This window comes from Exiguobacterium alkaliphilum 12/1, from assembly GCF_000714435.1.
GTDB classification, from domain to species: domain Bacteria; phylum Bacillota; class Bacilli; order Exiguobacteriales; family Exiguobacteriaceae; genus Exiguobacterium; species Exiguobacterium alkaliphilum.
In genome coordinates, this window is the sequence record NZ_JJMW01000019.1 from 87445 (window position 1) to 108900 (window position 21456).

Genomic DNA, 21456 nt, shown 5'->3' on the forward strand with positions numbered 1-21456 from the left:
CTTTTTAGAATAGCATGATTCTAGCATTTTGACGAACTGTCAACTGTGGTAAAATAAACGAATGAATGCTTACTGAGGATAGGATGGTCACGATGCACTTAAAACGAATTGAACTCGCGGGCTTTAAATCATTTGCCAAGCGGATTGAACTAGATTTCCGTCCTGGTGTCACGGCGGTCGTTGGGCCGAACGGGAGCGGGAAATCAAATATATCGGACGCGGTACGCTGGGTGCTCGGGGAGCAATCGGCCAAATCGCTACGCGGCGCGAAGATGGAAGATGTCATCTTTGCCGGGAGTGAGGGAGAGAATCATCGGAACGTCGCCGAAGTGACCCTCGTGCTCGATAATTCTGACGCTCATCTGCGACTCCCTTATGAAGAAGTGAGTGTGACGCGACGCGTTTCAAGGAGCGGGGATAGCGATTACTTCATGAATAAAAAGCCATGTCGTCTAAAAGACGTCCTTGATTTGTTCATGGATACAGGTCTTTCCCGTGACGCGTTCGCCATCATCGGACAAGGCCGGGTCGAACAGGTCATCTCTGGTAAACCGGAAGACCGTCGTGCCGTCATCGAAGAGGCGGCTGGTGTACTGAAGTATCGTCAACGGAAGAAGCAAGCCGAGCGCAAATTGCAAGACACGGAGCTCAACTTGTCTCGTGTCGACGACATCTTATATGAGCTCGCCGATCGTGTCGAACCGCTACGTGAACAAGCGGCACTCGCACGGGAATATCAAGTCGCAAAAATACGGCATGACGAACTCGAGACCGGCATCCTCGGAGCCGAAATCACCGAGCTCGGTCAAAAGTTGACGACCTGTCAGACGGAGCTCGATGCGGCGACGAAAGAACAACAGCGTTTGAACGAGTCGCTGGCTACGCTACAAGCGGAGCGAGCCGAACTCGAGACGAATCTTTCGGACAAACGGGATCATCTCGAGTCGTCGCATCAAACCGAGCGGTCACAGGCGACCGAGCTCGAACGTTTGGTTGGCGAGATCAACTTGGCAAAGGCTCGTGAAGAGCATGGTGCCGAGACGAAAGAACGCCTTGAACGTCAACGTGAAGAGTTGGCTGCTGAGCTGGAACAGCTCGATGCCCGCTTGTCCATCGCACGGGACGATATGGCGAAGAAACGGTCGACGCTCGAGGTGGCCGACACTTCGCGTGACGCGCTCGATCAAAAACTCGTGGCGGCGTCACGCGATTTCGAGTCGGAAATTGAGCAGCTTCAGGGCGAAGCGTTCGAACTTGCGACGACACGAGCCACGTTGACGAATCAGCAGAAGCGCGAAGAACGAGATATCGAGCAAGCGAGAGAAGCGACCGAACGCCTCCTGCGTGAGAACAAGGACCGGCTTGACGTGCGAAGCGAACAGACGACCGCGCTCGACGCGGAGCGCTCGACGCTCGAGGTTGCGCGGGCGGCATGGCAACAGTTGCTCGAACGCGAAGACGAGTTGACGACTCGTGAGCGTGCGCTCCGAGACAAGTTGACGCGTGCCGAACAGTCGTACCATGACCTCGACCGCCGTCGCCAGAAGACCGAAGACCGAATCGATATGCTCGAGCGGATGAAGCAATCGTATGAAGGCTACTTCCATGCCGTCAAGTTCGTGCTGAAAGACCGGGGCCCGGGCGTCCTCGGTGCCGTGGCCGAACTGATTCAAGTCCAGCCGTCTTACGAAGCCGCCATCGAGACGGCGCTCGGACAGACGCAACAACACATCGTCGTCGCCGACGAGGCAGTCGGCCGGCGCGAGATTGACAAGTTGCGCCGGGCGAACGCCGGTCGGGCGACGTTCGTCCCGATGACGACGGTGAAGGAGCGGTACGTTCCGAGTGAGGTCGTGCATCGCCTCGAAGCGATGGACGGGTTCGTCGGGGTCGCCGCCGACCTCGTCACGACAGACGAGTCGTATGATCGATTGAAGCGGTCGCTTCTCGGCGCGGTCGTCGTCGCGAAGTCGCTCGAAGTGGCGAACCGGATTGCCCAGACGACGGGGTATCGCTACCGCATCGTCACCCTCGACGGGGACATCGTCAACGTCGGTGGTTCGATGACGGGGGGGAGCCGGAAACAAGGTGTGGCGTTGTTCACGCAGTCACGCGAGCTCGATGACTTGAAGCAAGGATTGACGCAAGGGCTCGCCATGCTCCATGAGCAGCAGTTACGGGTGACGGAGTATACGGATGAGATTAAACGTCTCGAGGCAGAACTCGAGACGGTACGGACAGAAAAACGTGAGCAAGAGATCACCCTTCGCGAACGCGAGACGAGTTATCGTGACCTCGAACGCGTCAGCCAAGACGCGAAAGCACAACTCGAACTGTTCGACCATGAGATGAATCGATACGCACGAACGATTGATGCGTCGACGTCCGAGCTCGCTCGTCTGACCGAGGAGATCGCGGCGACAGCAGCGAAAGAGACGGTCCTCCGCAAACAGCTCGAGTCACTCCGTGTCGAACAAGCGAAAAGTGTCGAGACGACGGGGGACTTGCGCGAACAGATGCGTCAACTCGAGCTCGACCGCCAGCGTCATGCGCTCGAATTCGAACGGGTCGAGGCGGAAGTCGAGCGGTTCAATCAAGAACGTGTGAAGCTCACCGAACGGATCGGTCAAATCGAGGCCGAGCTCGACCGTCTCGCGACCGGAAAAATCGTCTCGTCTGCTGAACTCCGTCTCACCCACGAGGCGGCGCAGGGCGAGATGGAGGCGCTCAAACGTCACATCGAGACCGAGACGGCTTCACTTAAAGCACTCGAAGAATCGCACCGGATTATTCGTCAACGTGAGCAACAGGCGACGGACGTGCTCCGGCGCATGGAAAGTGACGTCCGGAAAATCGAGTCGACACATAACGAACTCGAGTTGAAACGACAGTGGAAACTCGATGCCCTCGAGGAGCGTGGACTCGTCTACGAGCTCCTCCCGGCACTCGAAATCGCCTTAGAAGAGGCGCGTGAGGAGTTCAAGTTGCTCGTCCGTCAAATCGAGGAGATCGGTCCGGTCAACATCAATGCGATCGAAGAGTTCGACGTCGTCAACGAGCGCTTCACGTTCTTATCGGAACAGCGCGACGACCTCGTCAGCGCGAAAGAGGACTTGTATGCGATCATCTCCGAGATGGACCAGGAAGTGACCCGTCTCTTCAAGGAGACATACACGTCCGTCCGCGCCCACTTCAAACAGACGTTCATCGAACTGTTTGGCGGCGGCGAGGCCGATTTGAAACTAGTGGATGAACATGACTTGCTCAATACCGGGATCGATATCGTCGCCAAACCGCCGGGCAAGAAGTTGCAGACGCTCAGCCTGCTTTCTGGCGGTGAACGTGCCTTGACCGCGATCGCGTTGTTATTCGCCATCTTGAAGACGCGTCCGGTGCCGTTTTGCGTCCTTGATGAAGTCGAGGCGGCACTCGACGAAGCGAACGTCCATCGTTTCGGTGAATACGTCCGCACGCTCTCAATCGATACACAATTCGTCATCATCACCCACCGCAAAGGGACGATGGAGGCGGCCGACACGCTTTACGGCGTGACGATGCAACAAAACGGGGTCTCCGAAGTGCTCTCGGTCGAACTGGCCGAGGCGAAGCGCGTCGTCGAGACGGAACAAGAGATGGAGGAATTGACTTGAGTTTTTTAAGAAGTTAAAAGATAAATTGACGACCTCGACCCAAGAGGTGTCGCAAAAGTTTACAGACGGTTTGACGAAGACGCGTGACGGATTCGCGAGCGCCGTCAACGACCTCGTCTATCGCTTTCGTGAAGTCGATGAGGACTTCTTCGATGAACTCGAAGACTTGCTCATCCAGGCGGACGTCGGCGTGACGACGACGATGGATCTCGTTGAAGACTTGAAAGAAGAAGTGAAACGCCGCAACTTAAAAGACCCGGCCGCCGTCCGCGATGCGCTCGTCGAGGTCGTGGCGAAACGTCTTCAAGAGGACGAGTCGGAGCGTGAACTCAACATGCAGGACGGTCTCACGGTCATCCTGTTCGTCGGTGTGAACGGGGTCGGCAAGACGACGACGATTGGCAAACTCGCCCACCAATTGAAATCAGAGGGCCGCTCGGTCATGCTTGCGGCAGGCGATACGTTCCGCGCCGGGGCCATCGACCAGCTCCAAGTTTGGGGCGAACGGGCCGGCGTGCCGGTCATTCGTCAAGCGGAAGGGTCTGACCCGGCCGCGGTCGTGTTCGATGCCGTCCAAGCGGCGAAGTCGCGCGGGGTCGATGTCCTCATTTGTGACACGGCGGGACGTCTCCAAAACAAGGTCAACTTGATGAAAGAACTTGAAAAAGTGAAGCGTGTCATCGAACGGGAAGTGCCGAACGGACCACACGAGGTGCTCCTTGCACTCGATGCGACGACGGGCCAAAACGCGATGTTGCAAGCGAAGTCGTTCCGAGAAGCGACGAACGTGAGCGGCATCGTGTTGACGAAACTCGACGGGACGGCCAAAGGTGGGATCGTGCTCGCGATTCGAAACGAGCTCGATATCCCGGTCAAATACGTCGGGCTCGGTGAGAAAATCGATGATTTGCAACCGTTCGACCCAGAGCAGTTCGTCCTCGGTCTGTTCGGTGACGTGTTCGAGGAAAAAGAACAGACAAACGATGACCTCGCCTGACTTTCACTGTTAAGAAAAAAACTTGACAAGAAGTTAGGACGGCTGTACTATTGTTAGTTGTAAAGGGATTTCACTTAACATGTGGAGGTGGAACGGATGTCGCTAGAAAAGACGAATCGGATGAACTATTTATTCGATTTTTATCAGGCGCTTCTCACACCGAAACAGCGCAACTATATGTCTCTTTATTACCTAGATGACTTTTCGCTCGGAGAAATTGCAGAAGAGTTCGAAGTCAGCCGTCAAGCGGTCTACGATAACATAAAGCGCACGGAAACGATGCTCGAGCAGTACGAAGCAAAGCTCGGTCTGTTCGAGAAACACGAACAGCGCCAACAGTTGCTTCAGACGCTCAAACGTCAAGTCGGGACAACCCCCGACGTGACAGCGACGATTTCAGCGCTTGAAAATTTAGAGTAGGGGGCTGGAGCATGGCATTTGAAGGATTATCAGAACGATTGCAGGCGTCACTTGCGAAGATGCGCGGCAAAGGGAAAATCTCGGAGGCAGACGTCAAAGAGATGATGCGTGAAGTTCGCCTCGCGCTCCTAGAAGCCGATGTCAACTTCAAAGTCGTCAAACAGTTCGTCAACGACGTGAAAGAACGGGCCATCGGCCAAGACGTCATGAAATCGTTGACACCAGGACAACAAGTCGTCAAAATCGTTCACGATGAGTTAACGACTCTGATGGGTAGCGACGTCGTCCCAATCACCTTTAGCCAAAAACCGCCGACGGTCGTCATGATGGTCGGACTACAAGGCGCGGGGAAAACGACGACGACCGGCAAGCTCGCGAACTTGATTCGCAAAAAGCACAACCGGAGTCCGCTCCTCGTCGCGGCCGATATTTATCGTCCCGCGGCCATCAAGCAACTTGAGACGCTCGGCAAGCAACTCGATTTACCGGTCTTCTCGCTTGGGGATCAAGTGACACCGGAAGAGATTGTCACACAAGCGCTCGAGTACGCGAAAACGAATCATCACGACTTCGTGTTGATAGATACGGCCGGTCGCCTTCACATTGACGAGACGCTCATGGGTGAGCTCGAAAACGTGAAAACGATCGCCAAACCAAATGAAATCTTCCTCGTCGTCGATGCGATGACGGGACAAGATGCGGTCAATGTGGCCGACAGCTTCAATGATTTGCTCGGAATTACCGGCGTCGTGCTCACGAAGCTCGACGGTGATACGCGTGGTGGGGCAGCCCTTTCAATCAAGGCAGTCACGGGAGCGCCGATTAAGTTCGTCGGTCTCGGTGAAAAGTTGGATGCCCTCGAACCATTCCATCCGGAACGCATGGCGTCACGGATTCTCGGGATGGGTGACGTGCTCACGCTCATTGAAAAAGCCGAGTCGCAGATGGACCAAGATGCCGCCAAAGAGCTCGAGAGCAAAATGCGCGATGCATCATTCACGTTCGATGATTTTATCGAGCAATTGGGTCAAGTGAAAAACATGGGCCCGATTGATGAGTTACTTTCGATGTTACCTGGTGCAGGTAAGATGAAAGGGTTGAAGAACGTCCAAATCGACGAGAAACAACTCGATCACGTCGAAGCGATTATCCGCTCGATGACAAAACATGAGCGCGCTCATCCTGAAGTGCTCAATGCGAGTCGTCGAAAACGGATCGCAAAAGGAAGCGGTCGCTCCATCCAGGAAGTGAACCGCCTCATCAAACAGTTCGACGACATGAAGAAGCTGATGAAGCAAATGTCGGGACAAATGAAAGGGAAGAAAAAAGGCCTCGGTTTTCCGTTCTTCTAAAGAAACCTTTTGTCAGTCGGACGAAAAAGCAGTATACTATTAAAGTTGTCAATTCTTAAACACATGATGGAGGTATATTACCATGGCAGTTAAAATTCGTCTTAAGCGCATGGGCGCAAAAAAATCACCTTTCTACCGGATCGTTGTCGCTGATTCACGTTCACCACGTGACGGTCGTTTCATCGAGCAAGTAGGATACTACAACCCGGTTGCAAAACCAGAGGCAGAAGTTCGCATCGACGAAGAACTCGCGCTCAAATGGTTGGCAGACGGCGCGAAGCCATCTGACACAGTTCGTAACTTGTTCTCTAAAGCAGGGATCATGGAGAAATTCCACAACGCGAAAAACGCGAAGTAAGCCTGCGGCCGACCTTTTATGAGGTCGGCCTATTTTTATGAGGAGGGATACAATGGATTGGTTGTACGTAGGAAAGATCGCCAACACCCATGGGTTGAAAGGCGAAGTGAAGATTTTGGCTGCGACGGACTTCCCGGAAGAACGGTTCAAAAAAGGAAACACGCTCTTCCTCGACGTCGATGGGAAGAAGCAAGAGATGACCATCACGACGTATCGTCCCCATAAGCAGTTCCATCTCGTCACGTTCAAAGGGTTCGAGAACATCAACCACGTCGAGAAGTATAAAGGGATGAAGCTGTACGTCCATGCCGAGCACGTGCACGAGCTCCCGGAGCACGAGTTTTATTACCATGAGATTATCGGTTGCGACGTCGTCGTCGACGGTGAGGTCATCGGCGTCGTCGATGATATCTTCGAGACGGGCGCGAACGACGTCTGGGTCATCAAACGGCCTGGAAAGTCTGATGCGTTGATTCCGTACATCGAGTCGGTCGTCAGCGAGATTGACGTCGAAGCGAAGCGGGTCGTCATCACCCCGATTCCGGGAATGATTGAAGATGAAGATTGACGTGTTGACGCTCTTCCCCGAGATGTTCGCCCCGCTCGACCATTCCATCGTCGGGCGAGCGAAAGGGCTCGGGCAAGTCGACATCGGCTTCACGAACTTTCGAGACTTCTCGACGAACAAACATCATAAAGTCGATGACTATCCGTACGGGGGCGGTGCCGGCATGTTGCTGACGCCGCAACCGATTTTCGATGCGTTCGCCTCGCTCGACGCAAATCGTCCGCGCGTCATCGTCACGACGCCGACGGGCCGGCCGTTCACCCAACAAATCGCCGAGGAATGGGCCGGGGAAGGCCACCTCGTCTTCCTGTGCGGCCATTATGAAGGGTTCGACCAACGGATCCATGACGAGCTCGCGACCGATGAAGTGTCGATCGGAGATTTCGTCTTGACCGGGGGCGAGCTCGCCGCCATGGTCATGATCGACGCGACCGTCCGGCTGTTGCCGGATGTATTAGGGGCGCAGGCGAGCCACGAGGACGATTCGTTCTCGACCGGCCTCCTCGAATACCCGCACTATACCCGTCCTGCCGACTTCCGAGGCTTGAAGGTGCCGGACGTCCTCTTGTCCGGCAACCATGCGAGAATCGAGGCGTGGCGACGTGAGCAGTCGCTTTTAAAGACGTATGAGCGGCGACCGGACTTACTCGAAGCGGCCGAGCTGACAGAACGCGATAAAATCTTCCTCGAGTCGTTGCGCGATTGATCAATTTATGCTATGTTTGAGCATGTGGGTTAAACCCGCCGATTACCGATGTTCCGCTGTTGGATGCCTGGGCATATGAAGACATGAACATTGAAGAAAAAGGAGAATACATTCATGAACACACAAAAACTGTTCCGTGAAATCACAGAAGAACAATTCAAATCGGACGTACCTGCTTTCCGTCCTGGTGACACAGTACGTGTCCACGTTAAAGTCGTAGAGGGAACGCGTGAGCGTATCCAGATGTTCGAAGGCGTAGTCATCAAACGTAAAGGTGGCGGCATCAGCGAAACATTCACAGTCCGTAAGATTTCTTACGGCGTAGGTGTTGAGCGTGCATTCCCGCTTCACTCACCACGTGTCGCGCAAATCGAAGTCGTTCGTTACGGTAAAGTCCGCCGTGCGAAACTTTACTACCTCCGCAACCTTCGCGGTAAAGCAGCACGTATTAAAGAAATCCGTCGTTAAGATGGGGATTAAGCTTGTCGCTTGCGACAAGCTTCTTTTTTCTAGTACAATAAGTTCAAACGGATAGAGGAGTGAGGCATGTTGAAAGAAGTGTTCAGTTGGATTAAGGCGATCGTTGTAGCGCTCGTCATCGCGTTCGTGATCCGGACGTTCATCTTTGTACCTGTCATCGTCGAAGGAGAATCGATGATGCCGACGCTCCAAAATGCTGATCGCATGATCGTCAGTAAAATCTCGAACTATGTCGGAGAGCTCGATCGTGGGGACATCATCGTCTTCCATGCGACCGAATCGAAAGATTACATCAAACGCGTCATCGCCATCCCAGGCGACACGCTCGAATATCGTGACGATACGCTCTATTTGAACGGAGAGGCGATGGAAGAGCCGTATTTGGATGACTTCCGCGCCCAAATGAACGGGTTCCCGCTCACCGAGAACTTTACGCTCGAACAAGTGACGGGCGAGTCGGTCGTCCCGGACGATCAATACTTCGTCATGGGTGACAATCGACAAAACTCGAAAGATAGCCGAGAGATCGGTCTCGTCTCGAAAGAGGACGTCGTCGGCAAAACGAACTTCGTGTTCTGGCCGCTAGACGACTTCGGGACGGTAGAAGAATAAGGTGGTGTTTTTTTGGCAATTCAATGGTTTCCTGGCCACATGGCCAAAGCAAGAAGACAAGTAACAGAAAAGATTAAACTGATTGACGTCGTCATCGAGCTCGTCGATGCACGCGTCCCGCAGTCGAGCCGAAATCCGATCGTCGATGAGATCACGGCGGGCAAGCCGCGTCTCATCGTCCTCAATAAAGCCGACATGGCCGACCCTGCCGTCACAGACGCTTGGCTCAAAGCGTTCAAGCGGGACGACGTCGAAGTCGTCGCCGTCGACTCGAAGCACAGCAAAGGCTTGAAGCAGCTCATGACGGGCGCCGAGAAGCTCATGAAAGACAAGCACGACCGGATGCGTGAGAAAGGCCGTAACCCTGGTCCAATCCGTGCCCTCATCATCGGGATCCCGAACGTCGGGAAGTCGACGCTCATCAACCGCCTCGCCGGGCGCAACATCGCCATCACGGGTGACCGCCCGGGTGTGACGAAGCGCCAGCAATGGATCAAGATGAAAGGCGGCGAGATGGAGCTGCTCGATACACCGGGGATTTTGTGGCCGAAGTTCGAGGACCAGCTCGTCGGCTATCGTTTGGCGGCGACAGGGGCGATCAAGGACGAAATCTTGAACTTGGACGATATCGCCCTCTACACGGCGCGCGAGCTACGGACGCGGTATCCGGAACAGTTGAAGGACCGCTTCAAGCTCGAGGAGTTGCCGGAGGATGCGGTCGAACTGCTTGAGTTGATTGGCAAGAAACGCGGTCTCATCAGCGGCGGCTACGTCGATTTCGAGAAAGCGAGCGAGTTGTTGTTAAACGAGTTGCGTCACGAAAAGATTGGCCGAATCTCACTCGAGACACCGGCCGACCATGAGCTGGCGTGAAGCCCTGTGCAAACAGGGCTTTTTTGGATAGGAGGGATACGATGACGATTGAAGAAATTAAACGACGGCTCGAGACCGTCCGATATGAGGAGTGGGAAGCGGTGCGCGCGTCGTTCGACACTGAGACGCGTAAAGGCGTCCTAGCGCTCATCGCCAAAAAAGATAGGCAGTTCTTACACGAACAGGCCGAGCGGGACGATTACACGAGCCGGATGGCGTTCGAGCGGGAACTGATCGCCTCGGGATTCGAACGCATCGCCGGTGTCGACGAAGTGGGCCGTGGCCCGCTCGCAGGTCCGGTCGTCGCGGCAGCGGTCGTATTGCCCGATTCGTTTTATCATCCTGGATTGAACGACTCGAAGAAGATGTCGAAACGAGCCCGTGAGCGCGCCTTCGAGCAGATCATGGCCGAGGCGACGGTCGGGGTCGGCATCGTGGCCGCCGACGTCATCGACGAGGTGAACATCTATGAGGCGACGAAGCTAGCGATGCAGGAAGCGGTCGAGCGGCTCGATGACGTCGATGCGCTCTTGATCGATGCGATGCGCCTCGAACTCGAGCTGCCGCAGACGTCGCTCATCAAGGGCGACACGCGGAGCGTCTCGATTGCGGCGGCGAGTGTCGTCGCCAAAGTCGTCCGGGACAAGATGATGGAAGATTACGCCGTCCTCTATCCGGGCTACGGCTTTGAGCGCAACGCCGGCTACGGGACGAAAGACCATCTGTCTGGTCTTGCCGAACGTGGCGTCACGCCGATTCACCGGAAGTCGTTCGCGCCAATCAAACAGATGTAGGAGGGGAAACGATGCGCATCGATCACCAAGGCGTCATGCCGTTCAAAGTGACGGAACAGACGTCACGCCAACTGCTCGTCGGCAATACGGTCGTCGGCAGGGTGCTCCAGTTATTGCCCGGCGGTGAGGCCGTCATGCAACTGCCGCAAGGCCTGTTTCGCGTCGGGGTGAACGCCGACGTGAAAGAGAACGTCACGTATAAGATGGTCGTCACAGAGCTCGAGCCGAAACTCGTGTTGAAAGTCGTCCCGCAGACGACCGAAGCGCAAGTAGCACGCTCGCCGCTCGCCTTACTCACTTCAGAGCTCGCCAAGTTCGCCCGTCAACCGCTCGAGACGCCAGAACAGATCAAGGTGCAAGGTCAAAAGTTGCTCGACAGCGGCGCCGGCAGCGAGGTGAAGCAGTTGATTGGCGAACTGTTCAGAACGAAAGATGCGAAGTTCGAGCCGTTCATGCGCGCCCAAGAGACGTTCAACGCGTTGCAGACCTCTCCGTTCGCCGCTCATGGATTTCACATACCGCATTTAGGACCGTTCGAGAACGTCAAGTTCCGTCTCGAGGGTCCGAAACGTGAGATGCTCGACGCCGATCATGCTCGCATCGTCCTCTTCCTCGAGACGCCCCGGTTCGGCGAGACGGGGATCGATTTGCTCGTCCATAAGCGGCAAATCACGATTAAAGTGTATAACGAAGGCCACGACTTAAGTCCGTTCGTCCGCGCCTATGAGCCAACACTCTCTTTGGCGTTACATAACGCGGGGTATGAACTGTCCCGATTCGCGTTCGAACAAAAAATAGAAGCGGTGCCAGAGCCGTTCGCCCCGCTCGGAAAGGTGGATCTTCGAATATGAGCGAACGTAAGCAAGCCATCGCCTTGTCGTATGAGCAAACGATGGAGTCGCCTCGCGTCGTCGCCAAAGGGGGCGGACTCGTCGCCGAGCGAATGCTCGCCCTCGCCCAAGCGAACGGGATCCCGATTCACGAGGACCCGGCGCTGTTGTCGCTTCTCGACGCGCTACAAATCGAAGAGCACATCCCGGACGACCTGTATCAGGTCATCGCCGAGCTGTTTGTGTTTCTTTATCAAATGGAACAGGATAAAATCATAGATGTCTAGCGCTATTTGTGAAAAAAAGATGAAAAGTTAAAGCAAGAACGATAGACAGCGCTTTCAGTTTTTCGTTACAATAGACGTGCCGATATTAAAGGGGACTAAGGGGGAAATCAAATGAATATCCATGAGTATCAGGCAAAAGAACTGCTCCGCGCATTTGGAGTCGCCGTACCGACCGGTTATCCGGCGTTTACGGTAGAGGAGGCAGTTTCAGCCGCCGCCAAGCTAGACGGTGAATTGAAAGTTGTCAAAGCACAAATCCATGCAGGTGGCCGCGGGAAAGCCGGCGGTGTCAAACTTGCGAAGACGGATGAGGAAGTCAAACAGTATGCGTCTGAGATTCTCGGCAAAACGCTCGTCACGCATCAGACTGGACCGGAAGGAAAAGTCGTTCAACGTCTTTACATCGAAGAAGGATCGGCAATCGATCAAGAATTTTACTTAGGACTTGTGCTTGACCGTTCGATCGGCCGAATCGTCATCATGGGTTCATCTGAAGGTGGTATGGACATCGAAGAAGTCGCTGAACATACACCAGAGAAGATTCATAAAGAAATCGTCGACCCGGTCGTCGGACTCCGTCCGTTCCAAGCCCGTCGTCTCGCTTTCAAGATGGAAGTACCAACGAAGCTCGTCAACAAGTTCAGTGACATGGTCATGAAGTTGTACAAAGTATACGTCGAGACAGATTGCACGATTGCGGAAATCAACCCGCTCGTGACGACGAAAGACGGCAACGTCATCGCGCTCGATGCGAAACTCAACTTCGATAGCAACGCGCTCTACCGTCATTCAGACATTCTCGATTTGCGCGACACGACGGAAGAAGATCCACGTGAAGTCGAAGCGTCGAAACACGACCTCAGCTATATCGCGCTCGATGGGAATATCGGATGTCTCGTCAACGGGGCTGGTCTCGCGATGGCGACGATGGATATCATCAAGCATTACGGCGCCGAGCCCGCCAACTTCCTCGATGTAGGCGGCGGTGCGACGAAAGAGAAAGTAACGGAAGCGTTCAAGTTGATTTTGTCAGACGACCAAGTCAAAGGGATCTTCGTCAACATCTTCGGTGGCATCATGAAGTGTGACATCATCGCTGAAGGAATCGTCGCGGCGACGAAAGAAATCGGACTCGATTTACCACTCGTCGTTCGTTTAGAGGGAACAAACGTGGATGCGGGACGACGCATTCTCGATGAATCTGGTCTTGCGATCACGTCGGCGAGCTCGATGGCTGACGGTGCAGAAAAAATCGCGGCACTCGTTCGATAAGGGGGAAACGACATGAGTATTTGGGCGAATCAAGATACAAAAGTGATCATTCAAGGGATCACAGGGAAACAAGGTCTGTTCCACGGCGAACAGATGTTGGCTTATAACACGAAGCTAGTCGGAGGCGTCACGCCTGGTAAGGGCGGTACGACGGTCCTTGATGGTGTGCCGGTCTTCAACACGGTGTCTGAGGCAGTCGAAGCGACGGGCGCGAACGCGTCAATCATCTACGTGCCACCTGCGTTCGCTGCTGACTCAATCATGGAAGCGGCCGATAGCGGAATCGAACTCATCATCTGCATCACGGAAGGGATTCCAGTCATCGACATGATCCAAGTGAAACGTTATCTCGAGGACAAACCGGCTCGTTTAATCGGACCGAACTGTCCAGGGATTATCACGCCAGGGGAAGCGAAGCTTGGAATCATGCCAGGGTATATCCATACGAAAGGTCACGTCGGGATCGTGTCGCGTTCAGGAACGCTCACGTATGAGGCGGTGCATCAATTGACGACAGCCGGTATCGGACAATCGACGGCAGTCGGCATCGGGGGCGACCCGGTCAACGGCACGAACTTCATCGACACGCTCAAAGCGTTCAACGAAGACGAAGACACGAAAGCGGTCATCATGATCGGTGAGATTGGCGGGACTGCTGAAGAAGAAGCGGCCGAATGGGTGAAGGCGAACATGACGAAGCCAGTCATCGGCTTCATTGGCGGCCAAACAGCCCCAGAAGGCAAACGGATGGGTCACGCTGGCGCCATCATCTCTGGCGGTAAAGGAACTGCGGCCGAGAAGATTAAGACACTCAACGCCAACGGGATTGAAGTGGCCGAGACGCCGGCTGTCATCGGCGAGACGCTCATTCGCGTTTTGAAAGAAAAAGGGATATACGACGCTTGTGTCACGGGTCAACCGACGACGTAAGCCAAATCGGTCTGAGGGATGAATTTTCATCCCTCTTTCTTATAAAGGAGATTGTGATGAATCAAACAATAGCACGTTTTGCAGCCGAACGGTTGCCTGTCGAGTTCGTTCATCATTATTTATCCGGTACGCTCGATACGTATTACGCTTCTTCTGCCGTCTTGAGGAAAGTGGAACGGGCGAAGCGAAATACCGAGACGTACACCAACTTCATGACGTGGGAAGACCCGTTGTTCCCGACACGTTTGCTCGTCATCCCGAATCCCCCGTATTGTTTGTTTTATCGAGGGGATTTAGAGGTACTACATGAAAGAACGACCGCATTGGTCGGTAGCCGTGAATTGAATCGCATCAGTCGTCCGCTCGTCGAGTTTTTGCATCCTTTAATAGAAGAAACTGTATCGATTTCGGGCGGGGCGAAAGGCATCGATGGGCTCGTACATGAAGCCTCGCTCGTCCGCAATCGACCGACCGTCGCCGTTCTCGGATCGGGATTTTCTCACCTTTATCCGACCGCGCATGGTCCGTTGTTTGACAAGATTGAACGAACCGGATTATTGTTGAGCGAATACGTGCCGGACACGCCAGTTAAAAAATTTCAATTTTTGGAACGGAATCGTCTCGTCAGTGGGCTTGGCGATCGGCTCGTCGTCGTCCAAGGTAGGGAAAAAAGTGGGACGATGAATACAGTCAGCCATGCGCTCGAGCAAGGAAAGACGGTGTTTGCCGTCCCGGGCAGCCCGCTCGATCGACTCGCCGCCGGACCGAATCGATTGATTGAAGAAGGTGCGATTCCATTGACGAATCCCGATCAATTTCTAAACGATCTCATGATTGTACGTTGACAAATCATCGAGAACATGAATATTATGGTAGGGATTTAAATGACCTCTAAAAGGGGAGCAGATGTATGGCAAAATATTTGGTGATCGTCGAATCACCTGCGAAAGCAAAAACAATTAAACGGTATTTAGGATCGAATTATACGGTCAAAGCCTCGATGGGTCACGTCATTGATTTACCGAAGAGTCAGCTCGGTGTCGACGTCGAACACGACTTTGAACCGAAGTATATTACGATTCGTGGTAAAGGGCCGGTCTTGAAAGAATTGAAGACGGCCGCTAAAAAAGCGACGAAAATCTTTCTCGCGGCTGACCCGGATCGCGAAGGGGAAGCGATCGCATGGCATTTAGCCCGTGCCCTCGGTGTCGATGAGACGACGGAATGTCGTGTCGTCTTCAACGAGATCACGAAAGATGCGATTAAAGAATCGTTCAAACACCCGCGTAAAATCAATCACGACCTCGTCGATGCCCAACAGGCGCGACGGATCTTGGACCGTCTCGTCGGATACGGGATGAGTCCGTTATTATGGAAGAAAGTGAAAAAAGGATTGTCGGCTGGACGTGTCCAGTCGGTCGCCGTGAAGATGATTATCGATCGCGAGCGGGAAATCAACGCTTTCGACCCAGAAGAGTACTGGACGATCAAACTGAACCTCAACCATGACGGGGAGACGTTCGAGACTTCTTTCTTCGGAAAAGACGGCAAGAAAGTCGAACTGAAGACAGAGGCTGACGCGAACGAAGTGCTCAATACGATTGGGGACTCGTTCAACGTCGTCGACGTCACGAAAAAGGAACGCAAACGAAACCCGTCCCTCCCGTTCACGACGAGCTCGCTTCAGCAAGATGCGGCCCGTAAGCTGAACTTCCGTGCGAAAAAGACGATGATGCTCGCCCAGCAGTTGTATGAAGGGATCGACCTTGGCAAAAAAGAAGGCACGGTCGGTTTGATCACGTACATGCGTACCGATTCGACGCGAATTTCCGATTTGGCGAAAGCCGAAGCGAAAGAATATATCGAATCGACGTTCGGCGAAGAATATGTCGCGCTTCAAAAGCAAAAAGAGAAGAAAGCGACGAACGCCCAGGACGCACACGAAGCGATTCGTCCGACGTCGGCGCTGCGTGACCCGGCCATGATGAAACCGTACTTGTCACGTGATCAACTCCGGTTGTACAAACTCATTTGGGAACGGCTCATCGCCAGCCAAATGGCACCGGCTGTCCTTGATACGGTGAAAATCGATGTCGAGTCGAACGGGATGACGTTCCGCGCCAACGGCTCGACCGTCAAGTTCCCTGGTTTCATGAAAGTGTATATCGAGTCAAAAGACGATGATATCGAAGAAGCGAACCCTGAGAAGGAAGGCTTGTTGCCGCCGCTTGAAGTGGACGACACGGTCGCCTTCGAAACGATCGAGCCGAAACAACACTTCACGCAACCGCCGCCGCGCTATACGGAAGCCCGACTCGTTCGTGCGATGGAAGAGCTCGGGATCGGTCGTCCATCGACGTATGCGCCGACGCTCGACACGATTCAAAAACGTGGCTATGTCGTGTTAGAAGAGAAGAAGTTCGTCCCGACCGAACTCGGTGAGCTCGTCATCGAAATGATTGACGAATACTTCAACGACTTCATTACCGTCCAGTTCACGGCCGACATGGAAACACTGCTCGACTCCATCGAGAACGAGGAAGTGGCATGGACCGATGTCGTCGCTCCGATTTATCGCAGTTTCGAGAAACGGTTGAAACGGGCCGAGTCAGAAATTGAGAAGATTGAAGTGAAAGATGAGCCGGCCGGAATCGATTGTGAGATTTGCGGTTCGCCGATGGTCATCAAGATGGGGCGCTACGGCAAATTCATGGCTTGTTCTGGTTTCCCGAACTGTACGAACACGAAGCCGGTCCAAGTCGAGATTGGCGTCCCGTGTCCGAGCTGTAAAGACGGTCAAGTCGTCGAACGACGCAGCAAGAAAGGGCGTCTGTTCTACGGATGCTCGAACTATCCGGATTGTGAGTTCGTTTCTTGGGACAAACCGGTCGCAAAACCTTGTCCGGAATGTGATCACATGATGGTCGAGAAGAAAATTAAAGACGGCGTCAAATATCAATGTACGAACTGTACCCATACCGAGGTACATCAGCAAGAGGAGGATTAAGATTGTCACAACGTGTAACTGTCATCGGGGCCGGGCTTGCCGGTTCCGAGGCGGCTTGGCAACTCGCGAAGCGCGGGATTCAAGTCGATTTATATGAAATGAGACCGGTCCGTCAAACACCGGCCCACCATACCGATCAATTCGCAGAGCTCGTCTGCTCGAACTCGCTTCGGGCGAACGGTCTGCAAAATGCAGTCGGCGTATTAAAAGAAGAAATGCGCACGCTCGACTCACTCATCTTGAAAGCGGCGGATACGGCGAGCGTCCCTGCCGGTGGCGCGCTCGCCGTCGATCGGCATGACTTTGCCGGCTTCGTCACTGACACGCTAAAGAACCATCCGAACGTGACCGTTCACAACGAAGAGATTCAAGCGATTCCAGACGGCATCGTCATCGTGGCGACGGGGCCGCTCACGTCACCTGACTTGTCGGCTTCGCTCAAAGCATTCACAGGCGAAGACTACTTGTACTTCTACGACGCAGCGGCTCCGATTCTTGACGGGGAGACGATCGACCGCGACAAAGTATATTTGAAATCGCGTTACGACAAAGGCGAGGCGGCGTACTTGAACTGTCCGATGACAGAAGAAGAGTTCGATGTCTTCTATGACGAACTCGTCAAAGCCGAAGTCGTCCCGCTCAAAGAATTTGAGAAAGAGATTTATTTCGAAGGCTGCATGCCGTTCGAGGTGCTCGCCCAGCGCGGGAAAAAGACGCTTCTGTTCGGACCGATGAAACCGGTCGGCCTTGAAGATCCGAAGACGAATAAGCGTCCGCATGCGGTCGTACAACTTCGTCAAGACAACTCGGCCGGGACGCTTTTCAACTTGGTCGGGTTCCAGACCCATTTGAAATGGGGCGAGCAAAAGCGCATCATCCAACTCATCCCGGGACTTGAGAACGCTGAGATCGTCCGTTACGGTGTGATGCACCGTAACACGTTCATCAACTCGCCGAACTTGCTCAAGCCGACATATCAGGCGCGTACGCGTGACACACTCTTCTTCGCCGGACAAATGACGGGCGTCGAAGGTTACGTCGAGTCTGCCGCTTCAGGACTCCTTGCCGGAATCAATGCGGCGAAACTGATTCAAGGGGAAGAGTTGGTCGTGCTCCCACGTGAGACGATGCTCGGTTCGATGGCGCATTACATCACGACGACGGACGGAAAGCACTTCCAACCGATGAACGCAAACTTTGGACTTGTGCCGTCGCTTGAAGACGCGCCGAAGAAAATGAAGAAACAAGAACGCTACGAGAAATACGCCAATCGTGCCCTTGAGACGATCCAACAGTATAAAGAGATTTAAGGGAAGGGAGCCATTATTTGGCTTCCTTTTTTCTGAATTTAAATTTCAATTGTGTAATTTGTACAACACTTTGAAAATTTTCAGATTATTGAAGGGCTATCTATTGTCACCTTACTTTCTGTATGCTATGCTAATTTCGATTTGACGGGAACAGACGTTTTTATGCCAAAAACAAGGGGGCGAGCGAATGGGATTCGGCGAGGATCAACAATCATTTTTACGCTATTGCCAAGTCGAACGACGACTGTCGCCTCATACGAAACGCTCTTATGGGCAGACGCTTGACCAGTACGCCGCATATTGCCAAACGACGCATCTCGATCCGTATGATGTGGAGTCGGCGCGGCGTTATTTATATGCTCTTTACGAGGCGGACGCCAAGACGACGACCGTCTCGCAAAAAGTATCTTGCCTGAAGCAGTTCGGGAAGTTCATCGCCCGTGAAAACGGGGGGGAACCGCTGTTTCATGGCCTGACGTCACCGAAGCGACGCAAGTCGTTGCCGACGTTTGCCGTTCCGAGTGAGGTAGAACAGCTGCTTCATGCCGCGGCAGCCGAGGAGGACCCGTTTATGCGCGCACGTGACGTCGCCATCGTCGAGATGCTGTATGGCACCGGGATGCGCGTGGCGGAACTGTGCGGAATGGACCTCGCGTCGTATGACAAGGCGCTCGCCTTCGTCCATGTCGTCGGGAAAGGGAAGAAGGAACGCTACATCCCGCTCGGCAAATATGCGATGGAAGCGCTCGACCGCTATCTGCTCGTCAGACAGGCGCATACTAGTGCCGAGGAAACGGCTTTATTTCTCGGTCAAAACGGGAATCGAGTGACAACAGACCAAATCCGATATGTTATGAAGCGGCTACGGAAACGCGGTGGTCTCCAGAAGCCGTTGACACCGCACTCGCTCCGCCACAGCTTTGCGACCGATCTATTAGAACGCGGGGCTGATCTTCGTGCCGTCCAAGAATTACTCGGCCACGAATCGCTGTCGACGACGGGGCGCTATACGCACGTGTCGACCGAACGGCTGAGGGCGGTCTATCAAGCAACACATCCGAGAAAGTAGGGGGTCATACTATGTTCCATGCAACAACGATTTTTGCAGTCCGACACGAAGGCAAAGGCGCAATGAGCGGGGACGGACAAGTCACGCTCGGAAACGCGGTCATCATGAAGAACAAAGCGAAAAAAGTACGCCGGCTCTATGGCGGAAAAGTCGTAGCCGGTTTCGCCGGTAGCGTCGCCGACGCGTTCACCCTGTTCGAGAAGTTCGAGTCAAAGCTCGAGATGTATAACGGGAATTTGCCGCGGGCGGCCGTCGAACTCGCGAAAGAGTGGCGCGGCGATAAAATGCTCCGTCAGCTCGAAGCGCTCCTCATCGTCATGGACGCCGATCACTTGCTTCTCGTCTCAGGTAACGGCGAAGTGATTGAACCGGATGACGGCATCCTCGCTATCGGGTCGGGCGGCAATTACGCCCTGGCTGCGGGGCGGGCCCTCGTCCGCTACTCGCCAGAAAAATCGGCCGAAGAGATCGCGCGAGCCGCACTCGAGATTGCTGGAGAGCTATGTGTCTATACGAACGACCAAGTCATTGTCGAAACAATTGGAGGCGATTCGAAATGAAACGTGAATTGACACCACGCCAAATCGTGTCGGAACTAGACCGCTTCGTCATTGGCCAAAAAGATGCGAAACGGGCAGTCGCGATCGCACTTCGTAACCGCTATCGCCGTCAAAAGCTGAGCGCGGACCTTCGGGATGAAGTGACGCCGAAAAATATCTTGATGATCGGCCCGACCGGTGTCGGGAAGACCGAGATTGCCCGCCGTCTCGCCAAACTCGTCGGTGCCCCGTTCGTCAAGGTCGAGGCGACGAAGTTCACAGAAGTCGGCTACGTCGGCCGCGACGTCGAATCGATGGTCCGGGACCTCGTTGAGGCGTCAGTCCGTCTCGTCAAAGAAGACAAGAAGGAAGGCGTCAAAGACCAAGCCGAAGCCGTCGCCAAGGAGCGGATCCTCGATGCGCTTCAAGGGAAGGCGAAAGCCGCCCCGACAGCCTCGAACCCGTTCGAGGCACTGTTTGGCGGTCAGGCGCAACAGGCAGAACCGGCGACCGACTCGACACAAGCGAGCGATCGGGCCCAGCTTCGGCGCCTGCTCGAGCTCGGCGAGTTGGAGGAACGGTTGATTGAAGTCGATTTGGAAGAGAAGCAGACGGTCGACTTGTTCCAAGGGCAAGGGATGGAAGGGCTGTCGAACCTTCAAGACATGCTCGGACAAATCGTACCGAAGAAACGGAAGAAGCGGAAAATCTCGGTCCGTGAGGCCCGCCCGCTCCTCATCGCCGAAGAGGCGGAGAACTTGCTCGACATGAACGAGGTCCATGACGAGGCCGTGCAGCGTAGCGAACAGATGGGGATCATCTTCGTCGATGAAATCGACAAGATTGCCACGAAGTCGCAAGACCATGCCGGCGTCTCGCGTGAAGGCGTTCAGCGCGACATCCTGCCAATCGTCGAAGGGTCGACGGTCGTGACAAAATACGGTCCCGTCAAAACGGATCACGTCCTTTTCATCGCGGCCGGAGCGTTCCATATGGCGAAGCCGTCCGATTTGATTCCGGAGCTGCAAGGGCGCTTCCCGATTCGCGTCGAGCTGAGCAGCTTGACGGAAGAAGACTTCGTCAAGATTTTGACCGAACCGTCGCAAGCGCTCATCAAGCAATATACGGCGCTCCTCGAGTCTGAAGAGATCGGGGTCGAGTTCACCCATGAGGCGATTGAAGAGATTGCGAAGATTGCGACGCACGTCAACCGCGAGACGGATGACATCGGCGCACGTCGCCTTTATACGATCATGGAACGTGTGCTCGAGGACTTGTCGTTCGAGGCGGCCGACATGCCACAGACGAACGTTCAAATCACACCTGCTTACGTCAAAGAAAAAGTCGGTTCGATTGCGGAAGATCGAGACTTAAGCCAATATATACTATAAGATTCTGTATG

Annotated in this window: 21 protein-coding genes; all 21 read left to right on the forward strand. The window is 54.2% G+C overall.

Annotation, left to right across the window (positions count from 1 at the left end):
* Positions 1–92: 92 nt before the first annotated feature.
* The 21 genes from smc to hslU all read left to right on the forward strand — a co-directional run bounded on the left by smc (position 93) and on the right by hslU (position 21445).
* The gene (gene smc / locus RT52_RS03340) at positions 93–3650 is read left to right on the forward strand and encodes a chromosome segregation protein SMC (protein WP_034815069.1); all 3558 of its coding nucleotides are present in this window, start codon (positions 93–95) and stop codon (positions 3648–3650) included.
* A gap of 25 nt (positions 3651–3675) precedes the next feature.
* The gene (gene ftsY, locus RT52_RS03345) at positions 3676–4647 is read left to right on the forward strand and encodes a signal recognition particle-docking protein FtsY (protein WP_034815070.1); all 972 of its coding nucleotides are present in this window, start codon (positions 3676–3678) and stop codon (positions 4645–4647) included.
* Positions 4648–4743: 96 nt separating this feature from the next.
* Positions 4744–5067 carry a putative DNA-binding protein gene (locus tag RT52_RS03350; protein ID WP_034808944.1) on the forward strand — a complete coding sequence of 108 codons (324 nt, stop codon included), beginning with the start codon at positions 4744–4746 and terminating at the stop codon, positions 5065–5067.
* Positions 5068–5078: 11 nt separating this feature from the next.
* Complete coding sequence (gene ffh / locus RT52_RS03355) at positions 5079–6419, forward strand: signal recognition particle protein (protein WP_034815072.1); 1341 nt, start codon at positions 5079–5081, stop codon at positions 6417–6419.
* 82 nt (positions 6420–6501) lie between these two features.
* Positions 6502–6777 (forward strand): 30S ribosomal protein S16, encoded by a 276-nt coding sequence (rpsP, locus tag RT52_RS03360; RefSeq protein ID WP_034808940.1) that lies wholly within the window; start codon positions 6502–6504, stop codon positions 6775–6777.
* A gap of 52 nt (positions 6778–6829) precedes the next feature.
* Positions 6830–7345, forward strand: coding sequence for a ribosome maturation factor RimM (rimM, locus tag RT52_RS03365; RefSeq protein ID WP_034808938.1), 516 nt, complete (start codon positions 6830–6832; stop codon positions 7343–7345).
* A complete protein-coding gene (gene trmD / locus RT52_RS03370) occupies positions 7335–8051 on the forward strand; it encodes a tRNA (guanosine(37)-N1)-methyltransferase TrmD (RefSeq protein ID WP_034815075.1) in 717 nt (238 codons plus the stop codon). The genes rimM and trmD overlap by 11 nt, the downstream gene beginning before the upstream one ends.
* Before the next feature lie 114 nt (positions 8052–8165).
* On the forward strand, positions 8166–8519 hold the full coding sequence (gene rplS / locus RT52_RS03375; RefSeq protein ID WP_024370083.1) for a 50S ribosomal protein L19: 354 nt from the start codon (positions 8166–8168) through the stop codon (positions 8517–8519).
* Positions 8520–8597: 78 nt separating this feature from the next.
* Positions 8598–9143, forward strand: coding sequence for a signal peptidase I (lepB, locus tag RT52_RS03380; protein WP_034815076.1), 546 nt, complete (start codon positions 8598–8600; stop codon positions 9141–9143).
* 12 nt (positions 9144–9155) lie between these two features.
* A complete protein-coding gene (ylqF, locus tag RT52_RS03385) occupies positions 9156–10016 on the forward strand; it encodes a ribosome biogenesis GTPase YlqF (protein WP_034808931.1) in 861 nt (286 codons plus the stop codon).
* A 41-nt stretch (positions 10017–10057) separates the two neighbouring features.
* Positions 10058–10810, forward strand: coding sequence for a ribonuclease HII (locus tag RT52_RS03390; RefSeq protein WP_034808930.1), 753 nt, complete (start codon positions 10058–10060; stop codon positions 10808–10810).
* Between the two features lie 11 nt (positions 10811–10821).
* The gene (locus RT52_RS03395; RefSeq protein ID WP_034815079.1) at positions 10822–11661 is read left to right on the forward strand and encodes a hypothetical protein; all 840 of its coding nucleotides are present in this window, start codon (positions 10822–10824) and stop codon (positions 11659–11661) included.
* Positions 11658–11927 (forward strand): EscU/YscU/HrcU family type III secretion system export apparatus switch protein, encoded by a 270-nt coding sequence (locus RT52_RS03400; RefSeq protein WP_034815080.1) that lies wholly within the window; start codon positions 11658–11660, stop codon positions 11925–11927. Before RT52_RS03395 ends, RT52_RS03400 begins: the two co-directional genes overlap by 4 nt.
* A gap of 111 nt (positions 11928–12038) precedes the next feature.
* Positions 12039–13199, forward strand: coding sequence for an ADP-forming succinate--CoA ligase subunit beta (gene sucC, locus RT52_RS03405; protein ID WP_034808924.1), 1161 nt, complete (start codon positions 12039–12041; stop codon positions 13197–13199).
* Positions 13200–13211: 12 nt separating this feature from the next.
* Entirely contained in the window at positions 13212–14129 is a 918-nt protein-coding gene (gene sucD / locus RT52_RS03410) for a succinate--CoA ligase subunit alpha (RefSeq protein ID WP_034808921.1), read from the forward strand.
* 56 nt (positions 14130–14185) lie between these two features.
* A complete protein-coding gene (gene dprA, locus RT52_RS03415; protein WP_034815082.1) occupies positions 14186–14974 on the forward strand; it encodes a DNA-processing protein DprA in 789 nt (262 codons plus the stop codon).
* Between the two features lie 65 nt (positions 14975–15039).
* Entirely contained in the window at positions 15040–17136 is a 2097-nt protein-coding gene (topA, locus tag RT52_RS03420; RefSeq protein ID WP_034815084.1) for a type I DNA topoisomerase, read from the forward strand.
* On the forward strand, positions 17088–18446 hold the full coding sequence (gene trmFO / locus RT52_RS03425) for an FADH(2)-oxidizing methylenetetrahydrofolate--tRNA-(uracil(54)-C(5))-methyltransferase TrmFO (protein WP_051690253.1): 1359 nt from the start codon (positions 17088–17090) through the stop codon (positions 18444–18446). The genes topA and trmFO overlap by 49 nt, the downstream gene beginning before the upstream one ends.
* A 187-nt stretch (positions 18447–18633) precedes the next feature.
* Positions 18634–19515 (forward strand): tyrosine recombinase XerC, encoded by an 882-nt coding sequence (locus tag RT52_RS03430; RefSeq protein ID WP_034815088.1) that lies wholly within the window; start codon positions 18634–18636, stop codon positions 19513–19515.
* An 11-nt stretch (positions 19516–19526) separates the two neighbouring features.
* The gene (gene hslV, locus RT52_RS03435; protein ID WP_034808912.1) at positions 19527–20075 is read left to right on the forward strand and encodes an ATP-dependent protease subunit HslV; all 549 of its coding nucleotides are present in this window, start codon (positions 19527–19529) and stop codon (positions 20073–20075) included.
* Positions 20072–21445 (forward strand): ATP-dependent protease ATPase subunit HslU, encoded by a 1374-nt coding sequence (gene hslU / locus RT52_RS03440; RefSeq protein WP_034815090.1) that lies wholly within the window; start codon positions 20072–20074, stop codon positions 21443–21445. Before hslV ends, hslU begins: the two co-directional genes overlap by 4 nt.
* Positions 21446–21456 lie beyond the last annotated feature (11 nt).